Here is a 15,390-nt window from a genome sequence, read left to right as displayed (position 1 = left end):
ATATTCTAAAATCTGCTGCTTACGCGGTCGCTTGTTTAATCATTTCACGTGCGATGATGATTTGCTGGATTTGGGTCGTACCTTCATACAGACGGAACAAACGCACATCACGGTAGAAACGTTCAATTGAATATTCACTGATATAGCCTGCGCCACCATGGATTTGCAGACAGCGATCCGCTACACGGCCACACATTTCAGTCGCAAACATTTTCGCGCATGAAGATTCTGTGGTCACATTCTTACCTTCGTCACGCAGACGAGCAGCATCTAGAACCATACATTTCGCTGCATAAATCTCAGCTTTAGAGTCCGCCAGCATGCCTTGGATGAGCTGGAAATTGGCAATCGGTTGACCGAACTGCTTACGTTCCACTGCATAATTTAAAGCGTCTTCCAGCATACGCTCTGCCATACCTACACTATAGCCAGCAATGTGCAGACGGCCTTTATCTAGGACACGCATTGCAGTTTTGAAGCCAATGCCTTCAACACCACCGATCAGCTGATCTTTATGAACTTTACAGTTATCAAAAATCACATCACAAGTGTATGAACCGTGTTGGCCCATTTTTTTGTCAATTTTGCCCAGACTTAGACCCGGAGTATTCGCCTCTACCAGGAATGCAGAAATGCCGCTTGCACCTTTGATATCAGGATTGGTACGCGCCATCACCGTAAATGTCGTTGCACGCGGCGCATTAGTAATAAAACGTTTGGTACCGTTTAGAATATAGTAATCGCCATCCTTGACCGCGCTGGTTTTTAAAGATGCAGCATCTGAACCTGAATCCGGCTCAGTTAAACAGAATGAACCAATGATTTCACCAGTCGCATAACGTGGCAGGTATTTCTGTTTTTGCTCTTCTGTACCATCAATCACGATCCCGCTTGAACCGATCCCGTTATTGGTCCCGATCAAAGAACGGAATGCAGCCGATGTACGGCCTAATTCCATTGCGACCAGAATTTCCTCTTCCATGGTGATACCTAAACCGCCGTACTCCTCTGGAATGGTTAAGCCAAACAGACCCAATTCTTTCATCTGCTCGACAATACGCTCAGGAATCGCGTTACTTTCTTCAACTTCATGTTCTAAAGGGACTAGTTCATTTTTGACAAAGTTACGAATAGTCGAAAGAAGTTGCTCAAGCATTTCCGGATCGCGAATCATAGGAATCTCCATGTTATTTAGTTCATCTGGGTAAATTCCTTTACCCTTTAATTTTAGTTTCGTAATACGAAATAAATAATCATAAAAATTCATTTTGAGCAAGAAAAATTATTAAAAATTTTATTTTTTAAGCAAAAAAGCAAATTTTTCTGGCTTTACTTAAAAATTATAGTTAGAATTTTATTTCACAATGCGAAATTTTTAGATTGTTAATAGATTTAGAAAAGAGTTAGATGATTTGAATCAGATCATAATTCCTTCTATAAAAGCGCATCGAAATAAGAATGTTTCAATTAAATCGTGCTGATGATTCTCGTTTTGATTGGGTCCATTTTCCTAAAATTTTATCTGGCGAACTTTAAATTTTCTAAAGATACTTAAAAATCATTACAGGTCTCAAAAACCTATAAATTCTGCATTGTTTTTAGCTAAATAGCGTTAATTGACCTAAATACAGATAAAGTGAGCACTTTTTTATTTATTTTTATCATTAATAGAAGTGTTTTATTTTGTATCGTGAAATTTAATTGCTATCATATTTATTAATTTACCTTTAATTGCTCTGACCATGACAAAAAATAAAACTGGCGAAATACCTAATTTTGATGAGATCCGTTTAGATCCGATTTCACATATTCATAGAGAAAATAACCCACAATTTATCGCGTCTATTGCACGTGGTTTAGAAATCCTGAGATGTTTTTCTGCAACGAATCAATTACTGGGTAACCAGGAAATTGCACAGCTGACTAATCTGCCAAAACCGACTGTTGCCCGGATCACCAGCACGCTGGTTTCTTTAGGTTATCTAAAACAGCTACCTAATACGACAAAATACCTATTGGATGTTGGCGTATTGGCTTTGGGTTATGCGGCGCTCAGCAATATTTCTGCCCGTACCCAGGCATATCCATTTATGGAAGAAATGTCACGTTATGCCCAAGCCCCTGTCGCCATGGCAACACGTGATCGTCTGAGCATGATTTATCTGGAAGTCGTTCACACAGAGTCTACTTTAACCATGCGTCGTCCAGTTGGCTCTACCTTGCCTATTCATAGTAGTGCGATGGGCCGTGCCTGTCTGGCTGCGATGGAAGTTAAAGAACGTGAGTATCTGTTTGATGCGATCAAGAAAAGAAATGAAGATCAATGGCCAACCATTAAGCGTAATTTAGAACGTGCTATCCGTGATTATCAGGATTATGGCTATTGCCTATCTCTGGGTGACTGGGCCAAAGATGTGAACTCTGTTGCAGTGCCATTGATTCATCCTAAACATGGTATTTTGACCTTTAACTGTGGTGCCCCAACTTATTTACTCAATCAGGAAAAACTGGAAAATGAAATCGGTCCTCGCCTGATTCATATGGTCAATAATATTTCCCTGACTTTAAATAATATTTAAGCTGTTATTTAAGATTTAAATGGGCGGCAATGATCGCCCTTTATTTTTTTCTTTTTGAGACTACTCGTAAGATGTTAGAGCAATATAAAAAATAGCCCATTCTAAGATGAGCTATTTTTTATAAGATTTAAAGATCAACAAATTTGGCTGATGATCTTCTCAGCTTATTGTGCTACAAACTTGGCACGCGCTGCATGCAGTTTCTTATAGCTATCAATTAAACGTAGATGACGATCCAGACCTTCAAGCTGCATATTAGTTTCAGTTAAACCGTAGAAACGTACTGTACCTTCTACTGAACCGAGGACTGCATCCATACGGGCATCGCCAAACATACGGCGGAAGTTGTGTTCATAGTCTTCCAGTTCCATTTCATCATCCAGAATGACTTCAAGCACTACATTCATGCACTGATAGAACAGGCCTCGTTCAACGGTATTAGTATTATATTGCAGGAACTGTTCGACCAAATCCTTAGCTTCTTCAAATTGCTGTAAAGCCAGATAGATCAGCAGTTTTAGTTCCAGAATAGTTAACTGACCCCATTCGGTATTTTCATCAAACTCAATCCCGATCAGGGTACGGATCTCGGTATAATCATCCTCATCTGCTTCTTCCAGACGTTCAACCAGTGCTTCCAGCTGTTCATCATCCAGACGATGCAGGTTCAGAATATCTTCACGATATAACAGCGCCTTGTTAGTATTGTCCCAAACCAGATCTTCAACCAGATAAATTTCAGAATAACCCGGCACCAGAATACGACAAGCGGTTGCACCTAAATGCTGATAGACCGCCATATAAACTTCGTGGCCCATCTCTTCCAGAATGGTAAACAATTCCTGCGCTTCATCGGCATTTGAGTTTTGACCATTATTGGTGAAATCCCACTCGACAAAATCATAATCAGATTTTGCACTAAAGAAACGCCAAGACACGACACCACTTGAGTCAATAAAGTGCTCAACGAAGTTATTCGGTTCAGTGACTGCATTTGAACTGAAGGTTGGTTTGGGCAGATCATTCAGACCTTCAAAACTACGACCTTGCAACAATTCAGTCAGACTACGCTCTAAAGCGACTTCAAAGTTAGGATGTGCACCGAATGAGGCAAAGACACCACCTGTACGCGGGTTCATCAAGGTCACGCACATCACCGGGAATTGGCCACCTAAAGAAGCATCTTTGACCAGTACTGGAAAGCCTTGCTCTTCTAAGCCTTTAATGCCTTCAACAATTTTCGGATATTTTGCCAGTACGTGTTCAGGTACATCCGGCAGTGCCAGTTCACCTTCCAGAATTTCACGCTTAACCGCACGTTCGAAAATTTCAGACAGACATTGTACTTGAGCTTCAGCCAAGGTATTGCCCGCGCTCATACCATTACTGAGATACAGGTTTTCAATCAGATTCGATGGGAAATATACAGTTTCACCATCAGACTGACGTACAAATGGCAATGAACAGATACCGCGTGCTTTATTACCTGAGTTAGTATCATAAAGATGAGTGCCTAGTAATTCATCTTCAGGATCATAAATTTCACGGGTATGTTCGTCTAAAACTTCTTCTGGCAATTCACCATTTGGACCTGGCTGGAACCATTTTTCATCCGGATAATGCACAAATTCTGCATTGGCAATATCTTCACCCCAGAACTGGTCATTATAGAAGAAGTTACAGTTCAGACGTTCAATGAATTCACCCAGTGCAGACGCCAGCGCACTTTCTTTGGTTGAACCTTTACCATTGGTAAAGCACATTGGTGACTGAGCATCACGAATATGCAGTGACCAGACATTCGGTACGATATTACGCCAAGACGCAATTTCAATCTTCATGCCGAGGCCTGCCAGAATCGCAGACATATTGGCAATGGTTTCTTCAAGTGGCAGGTCTTTACCCGGAATACAGGTCAGGCTGTCTGAAGCCAGATTAGGCATTAATAATGCCTGCGCATCGGCATCAATACTTTCAACTTCTTCTATGACAAATTCGGGACCGGTCTGAATCACTTTTTTAACAGTACAGCGGTCAATCGAACGCAAAATCCCCTGACGGTCTTTTTCAGAGATATCAGCTGGTAACTCAACCTGAATTTTAAAAATCTGTTTGTAACGGTTTTCAGGATCGACGATATTGTTTTGAGATAGACGGATATTGTCGGTCGGAATGTCACGCGCTGCACAGTAGACTTTAACAAAATAAGCTGCACACAACGCAGACGAAGCCAGAAAATAATCAAATGGACCTGGCGCAGAACCGTCGCCTTTATAGCGAATTGGCTGATCGGCGATTACCGTGAAGTCATCGAACTTGGCTTCTTGACGAAGATTATCGAGATAATTGACCTTAATTTCCATGTGGATACCTAAATATTCTTATGTGCCGTCACGGACAGATAAGATGCTAAATCTGAATATACAAGCCGAATCACGGAGGAGAATTTGACTCAAAAATAAAAATAACCCGGGTTAAACCTTCAACTAGTTAGTTTGAGGATTAGCTCGAGTAAGAATGGGCGCTATTATAGAATCATTTTATGAAATTGATAATGTTTGCTCGAATTTCCTGCAGATTTATCAAAATATCTGTTAATTAAATATTCAGGAAATCTGGCTTTAAGCCGGGAACAGGCTGTTTTTATTGATACTTGCTGTTCCCGACTGGATTTTATGGACTGCGAAATGCGTCTTTTAAATCAGATCAAGATCCAACTTAAAAGTCATAGCCAATACCAAACACAGCGAGATCGCGCTGTTTATCACCAAAACGGTCGTAACCACCGAAGATATAATCACCAGACAAGGTCAATTTCGGCGCAACTTCATAACTTAATCCAGCAGTTGCATAACGGAAAGCATGCTGTTTTGTGGTATTACCTAGCTCATTACCTTCATATTTACCTTCATCATTAAAATAACCACCTGCTGCACCGACATGCGCACCAAGCTTGTTATTAATCTGATGGGTTAAATCCAGGGTATAAAAAGTATCACCTTGATTGGCATAGGCGACATCATATAAATAGGTCGATACACCTGCTGTAACACTGGTCTTGTCATTCAGTGCACAACTTACATTCAAACCTAATTCATTTGAAGTCGTATGGCTGCCACCCGGATAATAATAGGTTGCATCCCAGAAATTCCAGTCGTAGTTTTCACTGTTATAGGTATAGCCCACGATAAAATCATGTTCGACTTTATCGCGACGATGTGACTTCTTGCCTTCCAGTTCCGGATAGGAATAACCTAAGGTTGAGCCCCAGTAACCGACATAAAAATTACCATAAGCCAGATTCAGCGCTGCCTGTAAGGCAACGTCATCATTTTCTGGCGCATTGGTCAGACCACGGGAGATGTATTTAGAAACTACACTGATGTTTCCACTGGTTTCAATTTTTTTTGCTTCTGCATCGTCTGCAAAACAATAAACACTAGAAACAGCAGCACAGCCGAAAAGGACTGTTTGTTTGAAAATTCTCATAAAATATAAATTATATTAAGCAAAGAATGGATAACACCGAAATCAATTACAGCCTTATCCAGCTTTGGGTAAAAATAAATTTCGCTATATTCCTTGATGCAACAAGCAACAGGAATATAGCCATGACTTAAGCGCGTGGGGCCCGGTAGAAAGGCGCTGTAGAAGCAGGTAATGCCTGCTTGCCACGGATATGATCTGCAAGCTTTTCAGCCATCATGATCGTGGTTGCATTGAGGTTGCCTGTAATAATAAGCGGCATAATTGAAGCATCGATAACACGCAGGCCTTGCATCTCATGCACACGCCCATAACCATCGACAACTGCCATATCATCCTCACCCATTTTACAGCTACAGGACGGATGATACGCTGTTTCTGCATGATTACGAACAAATTCATCAATTTCTGCATCAGTTTGCAGATTTTTGCCCGGACTGATTTCTTCACCGCGATAAGGATCAAGTGCCGGCTGCTGCATAATTTCCCGAGTGATCCGAATCGCATCGCGGAACTCGCGCCAGTCCTGTTCCGTACTCATATAGTTAAACAGAATACTTGGATGCTCAAACGGGTCTTTGGATTTCAGACGGACACGGCCACGCGACGGCGAACGCATTGAACCAACATGAGCTTGAAAACCATGCTCATGAATGGCATTGGTGCCATTGTAGTTAATCGCAATCGGTAAAAAGTGATACTGAATATTCGGCCATTCAAATTCATCTGAAGAGCGGATAAAACCACCTGCTTCAAACTGATTGCTCGCGCCAATGCCCTTACCCAAAAATAACCATTCTGCCCCAATCATCGGCTGGTTATACCATTTCAAAGCCGGATATAAGCTCACCGGTTTTTTGCACTGATATTGCAAGTACATTTCCAGATGGTCTTGCAGGTTTTCACCCACTCCCGGTAAATCCTGAACTACAGGAATATCCAGACTTTTTAACAGTTCAGCCGAACCCACACCAGAACGTTGCAGGATTTGTGGAGATGCAATTGCACCTGCACATAGTAGAACTTCACGATCCGCAAAGACCTGAATCGGCTGTAAGGTATTTTGACCTTCAAAATATTCTACGCCAATCGCCTGATTGCGATTAAACAGAATTCGGTTGGTCATGGCATGGGTAATAATGGTGAGATTATCCCGGCCTTTGGCCATATCCAGATAACCACGTGCCGTACTGGAACGACGGCCTTGTGGTGTCACAGTACGATCCATCGGGCCGAAGCCTTCCTGTTGGTAGCCATTCAAGTCATCGGTACGTGGATAACCGGCTTGAACCCCAGCTTCCACCATGGCATGAAACAGCTCATTATTACCATTCTTAGGCGTTGCGACTGAAACCGGGCCTGAATCGCCATGATAGTCATTGCCGCCAATATCGCGGGTTTCAGCTTTTTTGTAATAGGGTAGACACTGCGCATAGTTCCAGTGTTCCAGACCTTTAAGGCTGGCCCACTGTTCCAGATCCATAGCATTACCACGGATATAGCACATGCCATTAATCAGTGAAGATCCGCCCAGACCTTTACCACGACCACATTCCATACGGCGATTGTTCATGTGGGGTTCTGGATCAGTCAGGTAGGCCCAGTTATAACGGCGTCCTTGTAAAGGATAAGCTAAAGCAGCCGGCATCTGGGTTCTAAAATCCAGACGATAGTCCGGGCCACCTGCCTCAAGTAATAGCACCTTAGTATCTGGATCTTCAGTTAAACGCGCTGCCAGAACATTACCCGCAGAGCCCGCACCGATAATAATATAGTCGTAATTCATCAAATCCCCCTTATGCGCTAAATACAGATTGGAAAGGACTGAGTTCGACCTGAACCGATTTGGTCTGGGTGTAATGCTGCAAGGTCACAAGCCCATTTTCACGTCCGACACCGGAGTGCTTATAACCACCGACCGGCATTTCTGCAGGTGATTCACCCCAGGTATTGATCCAGCAGATACCCGCTTCTACCTGATGAATAATTCGGTGTGCACGGGCTAAGTCTGGTGTGACGACACCGGCGGCCAGACCATAATCGGTATCATTGGCACGACGAATGGCTTCTTGCTCGGTGTCATAACTCAGGATGCTCATGACTGGACCGAAGATTTCTTCACGTACAATGGTCATGTCATCACGGCAGTCGGTAAATACGGTTGGCAGGACATAAGCTCCTTGGACAAACTGTTCATCCTTAGCACGGCCGCCGCCACATAATAGGCGTGCCCCTTCTATCTTGCCTTTTTCGATATAGCCCAGCACTTTTTCCATATGCTCAAAGCTGGAAACCGGACCGAAATTGGTTTCAGGATCAAGTGGATCACCCATACGGATATGTTCAACACGCTGCAAAATTTTTTCTTCAAATTCTGCTTTCAATGCCAAAGGCACAAATACGCGAGTACCGTTGGTACACACCTGACCGGAACTATAGAAGTTGGCCATCATGGCAATATCAGCCGCCAGATCCAGATCGGCATCTTCACAGATAATGAGTGGAGATTTTCCGCCCAGCTCCATAGTGACTTCTTTCAGGCTAGAATTTGCAGCTTGTGCCATAACTTTTTTGCCGGTTGAAACGCCACCAGTGAACGATACTTTGGCAATATCAGGATGCGAAGTCAGATAACCACCAATTTCACCACTGCCGGTAACCACATTAAAGACACCATGCGGTACACCAGCTTCAGTATAAATTTCTGCCAGTTTCAGCGCAGTTAAAGGCGTAACTTCACTGGCTTTGAAAATCATGGCATTGCCTGCAGCGAGTGCCGGTGCAGATTTCCACAATGCGATCTGAATTGGATAATTCCATGCGCCAATTCCAGCGACGACACCCAAAGGTTCACGACGGGTATAAACAAAGGAGCTACTTCTCAGCGGGATTTGCTGGCCTTCAAGAACCGGTAGAATCCCCGCATAATATTCGAGTACATCTGCACCTGTCGTAATATCAACAGTCGATGTTTCACTAAAGGCTTTACCGCTGTCCAAGCTTTCTAATTTTGCCAGCTCATCATTACGTTCTCTTAAAATGGCCACGGCCTTATTTAAGATGCGCGAACGTTGAATCGCGGTCATTTCTGCCCAGACTTTTTGCCCTTGCTGTGCAGATTCAACCGCACGATCGATATCATTTTTTGAACAGACCTGCACTTCAGCCAGGACTTCGCCTGTTGCAGGGTTAATAGTTTGAAACGTGCTATTGGACGTTGCATCGACATATTGTCCATGGATATAAGGACGTTGCAGTTTGAATGTTGTCAATGGAATTCCCTCGCAGATTGGTTATTTGAGTTGTTGCCGGATATATTCACTACACAGTTCAATCGGCAGTTCTGGATCAATTTCGCCACTTACTAAAGCACCTCTTAGCCAGAATCCATCAATGAGTGCAGCCAGACCTTGTGCTGCCTTCTCAGCTTGATCCTTACTCAGCTTTTTCATGAATTCATATTTAAGATTGGAATGTAAGCGGTAATGGTTTATTTGCTGTAAACGATGTAAATCAGGCTGATGCAAACTGCTGGCCCAAAAAGCCAACCACACCTTCATGGCCGCTTTATCCGTTTGTGGAGCAGTAAAATTGCCACGCACAATCGCCAGTAAGCGTTGTTCAGGGGCGTCATTCACCTGTGACTTGATTTCAGCAACAGATTTACCTAATTGCTGCAATAAGTAACGCATTGTGGCTTCAATTAACCCATTTTTACCTTGAAAATAATGACTTATGATGCCGGTTGAGACACCTGCCCTCTGAGCAATCTGACTAATTGAAGCTTCTGCAAAACCTAGCTCATTCACTGCAGCTAAGGTGGCATCGATCAGTTGCTGACGACGGATCGGTTGCATACCAACTTTTGGCATAGGACTAACCTGAATAACGGATGTAGCAATAAAAAATCATTCTGCTAAAGCAAATAGCTGAATGATGTAACAATTCATAAACGCTTTTTTAATTGAACGTTCAATTAATAAAAATTATAGTGCCAGCTCACCCTTGATGTACAGCGCAGTTTGTTTTGGATTTGCAAAAGTTTGTAATTCACGAAAACAAGGAAGCTTTAGGGCCAGCTTTTGCTTTTAAATCACACTGCACTGTAGATCATCCGGCAACAAAAACGATGGTCAGAGATTTATGCAAAAGAAAAACGAAGAGGTGCAAGATAGTCTGAATAAGGTAGTCTTTTATTGTTCGGCGACGCTTATTCTGCTGTTTTCTATCATCACGATTTTATTTAATGAACAAGCCAATCTAGTCATTATTAATATTTTAAACTGGGTTAGTCGTACCTTTAGCTGGTATTACCTGCTGGCGGCAACGCTGTATCTGGTTTTTATTGTCTTTATCGCCTGCTCACGTTATGGCGAAATCAAGCTTGGTCCCAAACATTCTAAACCCGAATTCAGCCTGCTGAGCTGGTCGGCCATGTTGTTCTCAGCCGGGATCGGGATTGATTTGATGTTCTTCTCGGTCGCTGAACCCTTGTCTCATTATATGAGTCCTCCAGTCGGTGAAGCTGAAACCTTTGAAGCCGCGCGTCAGTCTATGGTCTGGACCCTGTTTCACTATGGTCTGACCGGCTGGAGCATGTACGCGCTGATTGGGGTTGCGTTGGGATATTTCAGTTATCGCTATAATTTACCACTGACAATTCGCTCTGCGCTTTATCCTATTTTTGGAAAAAGAATTAATGGCCCAATTGGCCATACGGTAGATACCGCTGCAGTACTCGGTACGATTTTTGGTATTGCCACAACCTGCGGTATTGGTGTGGTTCAGCTGAACTACGGTCTGCATGTCCTGTTCGGCTTGCCGGAAAATATCTGGATTCAAACTGCATTAATTGGTGTTGCAGTCATTATTACTATTATTTCCGTGACTGCGGGTGTCAATAAAGGTATTCGGGTTCTGTCTGAAATTAATATCTATGTATCAATCGGGTTGCTGCTCTTTATTCTCTTTATGGGAAATACAGAGTTTTTATTAGCGGCTCTAATTCAGAATTTTGGTGATTATCTCAGCCAGTTCCCGAAACTCTCTTTAAGCAGTTTTCCTTTTGAGCAGCCTAAAGAATGGATGAATAGCTGGACGCTGTTCTTCTGGGCATGGTGGATTGCCTGGTCGCCTTTTGTCGGTCTGTTCCTGGCACGTATTTCCCGTGGTCGTACTATTCGTGAATTTGTCACCGGGACTTTAGTTATTCCTCTGTTATTTACCCTGACCTGGTTGTCTATTTTCGGTAACAGTGCTTTATACAGCGTGATTTTTGATGGTAATACTCAGCTTGCGACAACTGTTTTAGAAAATCCAGCGCATGGTTTTTATGACCTGCTAGCACAGTATCCAGGTTTCACATTTCTCGCAGGTGTCGCCACCATTACAGGTTTGCTGTTCTATGTGACTTCAGCGGATTCAGGGGCATTGGTATTGGGGAACTTCACCACTAAATTCACTAATATTGAGCATGATTCACCGCGCTGGCTCAGTGTGTTCTGGGCCATTGCTATCGGTTTGCTAACTTTGGCAATGCTCATGGCGAATGGCGTGACAGCATTACAGAACACCACGATTATTATGGGTCTGCCTTTTAGTTTCGTGATTTTCTTTGTGATGGCCGGACTGTATAAGTCCTTGCGTCTGGAGGATTTTCGGCAGGCCAGTACCAGTCTGAATGCTGCGCCTGTGGTCGGTAATGTGGATATCCTGAACTGGAAGAAGCGTCTGAGCCGGGTCATGCTGCATCCAAGCCTATCCCAGACCCGAACCATGCTGGATAATGTTTGCAAACCAGCCATTGAGGCCGTTGCAACCGAGTTAATTGACAAAGGCATTCAAGTCAATATTCAGGAAAAACCGCTTGAGGAAGAACCTGAACTGTATCATCTGGATCTCACCATTCAGCTGGATGAAGAAGAAAACTTTGTCTATGAAATATGGCCGGTACGCTATGACACGCCAAATTTCAGTTCACGGGGTAAACGAACCAAACGTTATTACTATCGTCTGGAAAGTTATCTGTTTGAAGGCTCTCAGGGCAACGATCTGGTCGGTTATAGTAAGGAACAGGTGATCAATGACATCCTGGATAAATATGAACGCCATATGATGTATCTGCATATTAACCGGATCAGCCCAGGTAAACGTCCGCTGTTCCCGGACCGTGAAATCTAGGATATCTCAACTACGGAAGGACTGAATGATGTCAGAAAGTTTGAATACATTTGCCCTGTTTTTCTCCCTGCTCAACCCTTTTCTGATGAGTATTTATATGCTCGGAATTATCCGTAATTCCGACGCAAAAGTATTCAACATGGCATTGATTCAGGGCAGTCTGATCAGCTTTATTGTGTTCATCATTTTTGCAAAAACCGGTGAAGCCTTCTTTAATGAAGTCTTGCATGTACGGTTTGAGTCCTTCCAGATTTTTGGCGGTATTATTTTTCTGGTGATTGGCTATCGTTATGTCTTTGAAGGTGCTGATACGATTGGTGTGATGCGTGGAGCGCCCAGTCATCTGGCGGGTACGATTGCCATGCCGTTTATGATCGGTCCCGGCACCATTTCGGCTTCCGTGATTACCGGGATTCAGCTCAGTTTAATGCAAACCATTCTGGTGATTTTCTTTACCCTGTTTCTGACCTGTAGCTTGCTAATTCTGATGAAATACCTGCATGATCATTTACAGCATAAATATTCCAACTACATTGACCTTTATGTCGATATCGTTGGTCGTGTCGCAGCGTTACTAATCGGTACTATTGCCATTGATATGATTGTGACAGGTGTCAGTGGAATTCTGGAAGGTTAGTTTTATACAAGCTGACAGGATAAAAAAAGCGGGCAAAAATGCCCGCTTTTTTATGAAGTGATGATTTTAAAATTTAAACGACACACCTGCATAGGTCGAGAAACCTTCACCTGGTGAAGATCGTGCTTCATCTTTCCCATTATCATTAAGACCTGGAATCACCACTGCTGCATATTTCTCATCGGTGATGTTCTTGAAGTTAACCCAGGCACTCCATGACTGATCTTCTGGCGCATATCCCAGATCAATACCCCAAATCTGATAATCATCACTGAAGCGGCTATTAGCATAGTCATGTGCCATCTTCGATGCATATTCAGTATTTAGCCCCACATAAAGACCGTTATTTAATGCATAACTGAGCTGTGCCTGATAAAGATGTTTTGGAATTCCCGGCAACTGGTTTTTGCCAAATAAAGGATCATTCTTATGCTGGAAATCACTCAAGGTATAAGCCTGTCGTAGGCGAAGTTCACCCTCCTGTGATGCATACAATGATGTATCCAGACTGAGTTCTACACCTTGATGAAGGGTGGGAGTTGCATTGGATTCAACGGCAATTGGTTCAGAAGGTCGTTCCGATCCATCCTCATAGGTTTTGATCAACTCTGAGGTTAATAACTCGTTTTTAACCTTGGAATAATAATAGCTCAGTGCCCAATCACCCCAAGCTGATTGGCCCCTGCCACCCAGTTCTAAAGTATTTGCAGTTTGCGTGTCCAGATAAATAGGTTCACGTACCCGCCCTGAAGCGACACCACTATCAAAATAATAAGGTGAAGACCATGCCATTGCCCATGGATGTGCCGGTTCAATACTACGACTTAAATTGGCAAACCATTGCAGCATCTCACTTGGCTGATAAGTCAGGCCAATACGCGGGGCGAAATTCCATTCATAGCGGCTAACTTCAGGACTAGCCACAGGATAAGTCACTTCACTCTCACGGTGGGTATAGGCTGCTGCCAATCCTAGATCAAGCTTAAACTGATCATTCAACTGAGTTTCCTGATCAAATTGCAGCACATTGTCTGAACCACGATAAGTATAATGGCGTGTTACGGTATCTGCCGGATAAAGCGTGCCATCAATTGTAGTATCGCGTCGAATTGTTTCGGTTACACCACTATTCGGACGGTGCGTGGTACTTCGAAAAGCAACTTTTCCTTGATGTTCAAGACCGAATAACTGATAAGGTTTCTCATACTGGATTCTTGCACTAATATCTTCATAATCGACATTGGTACGATAACTACTTTCACGTAGATCCAATGGATAATGATGATAAGCCAGACTACCGGTCAGTTTGGAATCATCCTGCAAGTTCCAGGTGGTAGTATTTGCCAGCCAGGTACTGCCCGGCTGAATCCGCTTGGCATCTACAGCCAGATTAAAATCATTGGCTGCTCCAGGATTATTCTTGAGCTGTTCCTGGGTAATGCGCCCCGGCGTTAAATGTTTGCTTTCACGGTAACGGGCATAAAAGCGGGTCTCAATATCTGGACTGATCTGATAACCCAGATTAAAAGCCAGACCTTTACCATCACTTTCGGCATGATCCTGAATCCCATCAAACTGCGAACCCGTCACTGCCAGATAATAATCTAACTTGTCGAGTTGTCGGCCAGTACTAAACTGGTATTTCTGATAGCCATGGCTACCCGCTTCGTATTTTAATTCAGAGCCATTCTGCTCTGCACCAGTCTTACTTTTATAGTTAACTGTTCCACCTAAGGACAATCCGCCCTGTTTTAAACCATTGGCACCACGGTACACCCCAACATGATCAATCCACCACGGTTCAAGCAGTTCATAAGCTGTACCACCTGGCCCGGTAAAGGGAATATCATCGATCATGACATAAGTTCCGGATGCGTGTGCACCAGAAGTACGGTTAATGCCAGAACCACGGATAGAAATTTTGGCTCCTTCATTGCCCGGTGACTGGGCATAAATACCGGGCTGGAGACGGAAGACGTCAGCAGTGGTTCCCAAACGCTGATGTTCGAGCTGCTGATCTGAAATAAAATTGGTTCCTCCCGAAACGCTGGCAAGTTCCGCCTCAGTCCCTTGCTGGGAATTTGTATTTTGCTCTGTGGTCACCACAATAGTGTCCAGTTGCTGAACACTATCCTGCACTAGCGTAGTTTCAGCATAAAGATGGCCTGAAAATGCCGATAGTATCATTAGGCTAAGCGGATTTTTCTTGAGAGGAATTTTTATCATATTCATGGCGAATTTATACAATCCTGTATAAGTGATCCTGATCTGCTTTAGGACTTGGCTTAAAAATTTAAGCTGTAGCATAAATGAAGCATGCAAAATTAAGCAGATATTTTCTGCCAAAATATCTGACTGGTGCGGCAATATTTTTAATTTATTCTATACAAATAATCTGTCAGTACTTTGCAATATCGCAGATAAATTCAAACAAGTTCTGACATCTAATTTATTAAGTATTTGTAATTTATAGATATATATTTTTTTCTTGTAACCATCTCATTCGAG

Annotated in this window: 11 protein-coding genes; 3 read left to right on the top strand and 8 right to left on the bottom strand. The window is 43.0% G+C overall.

Translation table 11 applies throughout. The annotated features are described in order from the left end of the window. Positions 1–19: 19 nt before the first annotated feature. Positions 20–1,174, bottom strand: coding sequence for an acyl-CoA dehydrogenase family protein (locus tag AC4MCD_RS07230; protein WP_034171043.1), 1,155 nt, complete (start codon positions 1,172–1,174; stop codon positions 20–22). A 568-nt stretch (positions 1,175–1,742) separates the two neighbouring features. On the opposite strand from AC4MCD_RS07230, the gene AC4MCD_RS07225 reads away from it, so the two are divergent. Beyond that, positions 1,743–2,579, top strand: coding sequence for an IclR family transcriptional regulator (locus AC4MCD_RS07225; RefSeq protein ID WP_004785687.1), 837 nt, complete (start codon positions 1,743–1,745; stop codon positions 2,577–2,579). A gap of 164 nt (positions 2,580–2,743) precedes the next feature. Here the strand turns inward: AC4MCD_RS07225 and AC4MCD_RS07220 are convergent, their stop codons facing one another. The 6 genes from AC4MCD_RS07220 to betI form a co-directional block, all read right to left on the bottom strand. Beyond that, positions 2,744–4,942 (bottom strand): OsmC domain/YcaO domain-containing protein, encoded by a 2,199-nt coding sequence (locus AC4MCD_RS07220; protein ID WP_491876799.1) that lies wholly within the window; start codon positions 4,940–4,942, stop codon positions 2,744–2,746. 164 nt (positions 4,943–5,106) lie between these two features. Further along, entirely contained in the window at positions 5,107–5,226 is a 120-nt protein-coding gene (locus AC4MCD_RS07215) for a hypothetical protein (protein ID WP_491876852.1), read from the bottom strand. A gap of 71 nt (positions 5,227–5,297) precedes the next feature. After that, positions 5,298–6,068 carry a TorF family putative porin gene (locus tag AC4MCD_RS07210; protein WP_491876798.1) on the bottom strand — a complete coding sequence of 257 codons (771 nt, stop codon included), beginning with the start codon at positions 6,066–6,068 and terminating at the stop codon, positions 5,298–5,300. A 127-nt stretch (positions 6,069–6,195) separates the two neighbouring features. Further along, the gene (betA, locus tag AC4MCD_RS07205) at positions 6,196–7,851 is read right to left on the bottom strand and encodes a choline dehydrogenase (protein WP_491876797.1); all 1,656 of its coding nucleotides are present in this window, start codon (positions 7,849–7,851) and stop codon (positions 6,196–6,198) included. A gap of 10 nt (positions 7,852–7,861) precedes the next feature. After that, on the bottom strand, positions 7,862–9,337 hold the full coding sequence (gene betB / locus AC4MCD_RS07200) for a betaine-aldehyde dehydrogenase (RefSeq protein ID WP_491876796.1): 1,476 nt from the start codon (positions 9,335–9,337) through the stop codon (positions 7,862–7,864). 21 nt (positions 9,338–9,358) lie between these two features. Next, positions 9,359–9,937 carry a transcriptional regulator BetI gene (gene betI, locus AC4MCD_RS07195; protein ID WP_005235723.1) on the bottom strand — a complete coding sequence of 193 codons (579 nt, stop codon included), beginning with the start codon at positions 9,935–9,937 and terminating at the stop codon, positions 9,359–9,361. 271 nt (positions 9,938–10,208) lie between these two features. Between betI and AC4MCD_RS07190 the strand changes: the two genes are divergently transcribed. Then, a complete protein-coding gene (locus AC4MCD_RS07190; RefSeq protein WP_419364346.1) occupies positions 10,209–12,245 on the top strand; it encodes a choline transporter in 2,037 nt (678 codons plus the stop codon). 28 nt (positions 12,246–12,273) lie between these two features. Then, positions 12,274–12,882 (top strand): MarC family protein, encoded by a 609-nt coding sequence (locus AC4MCD_RS07185; protein WP_491876851.1) that lies wholly within the window; start codon positions 12,274–12,276, stop codon positions 12,880–12,882. Between the two features lie 66 nt (positions 12,883–12,948). Here AC4MCD_RS07185 and AC4MCD_RS07180 read toward each other — a convergent pair whose 3' ends face one another. Further along, on the bottom strand, positions 12,949–15,114 hold the full coding sequence (locus tag AC4MCD_RS07180) for a TonB-dependent receptor family protein (RefSeq protein ID WP_491876795.1): 2,166 nt from the start codon (positions 15,112–15,114) through the stop codon (positions 12,949–12,951). Positions 15,115–15,390 lie beyond the last annotated feature (276 nt).

Source organism: Acinetobacter sp. CAU_H_78, from assembly GCF_058599365.1.
This window is presented reverse-complemented; position numbering and strand designations above follow the sequence as displayed.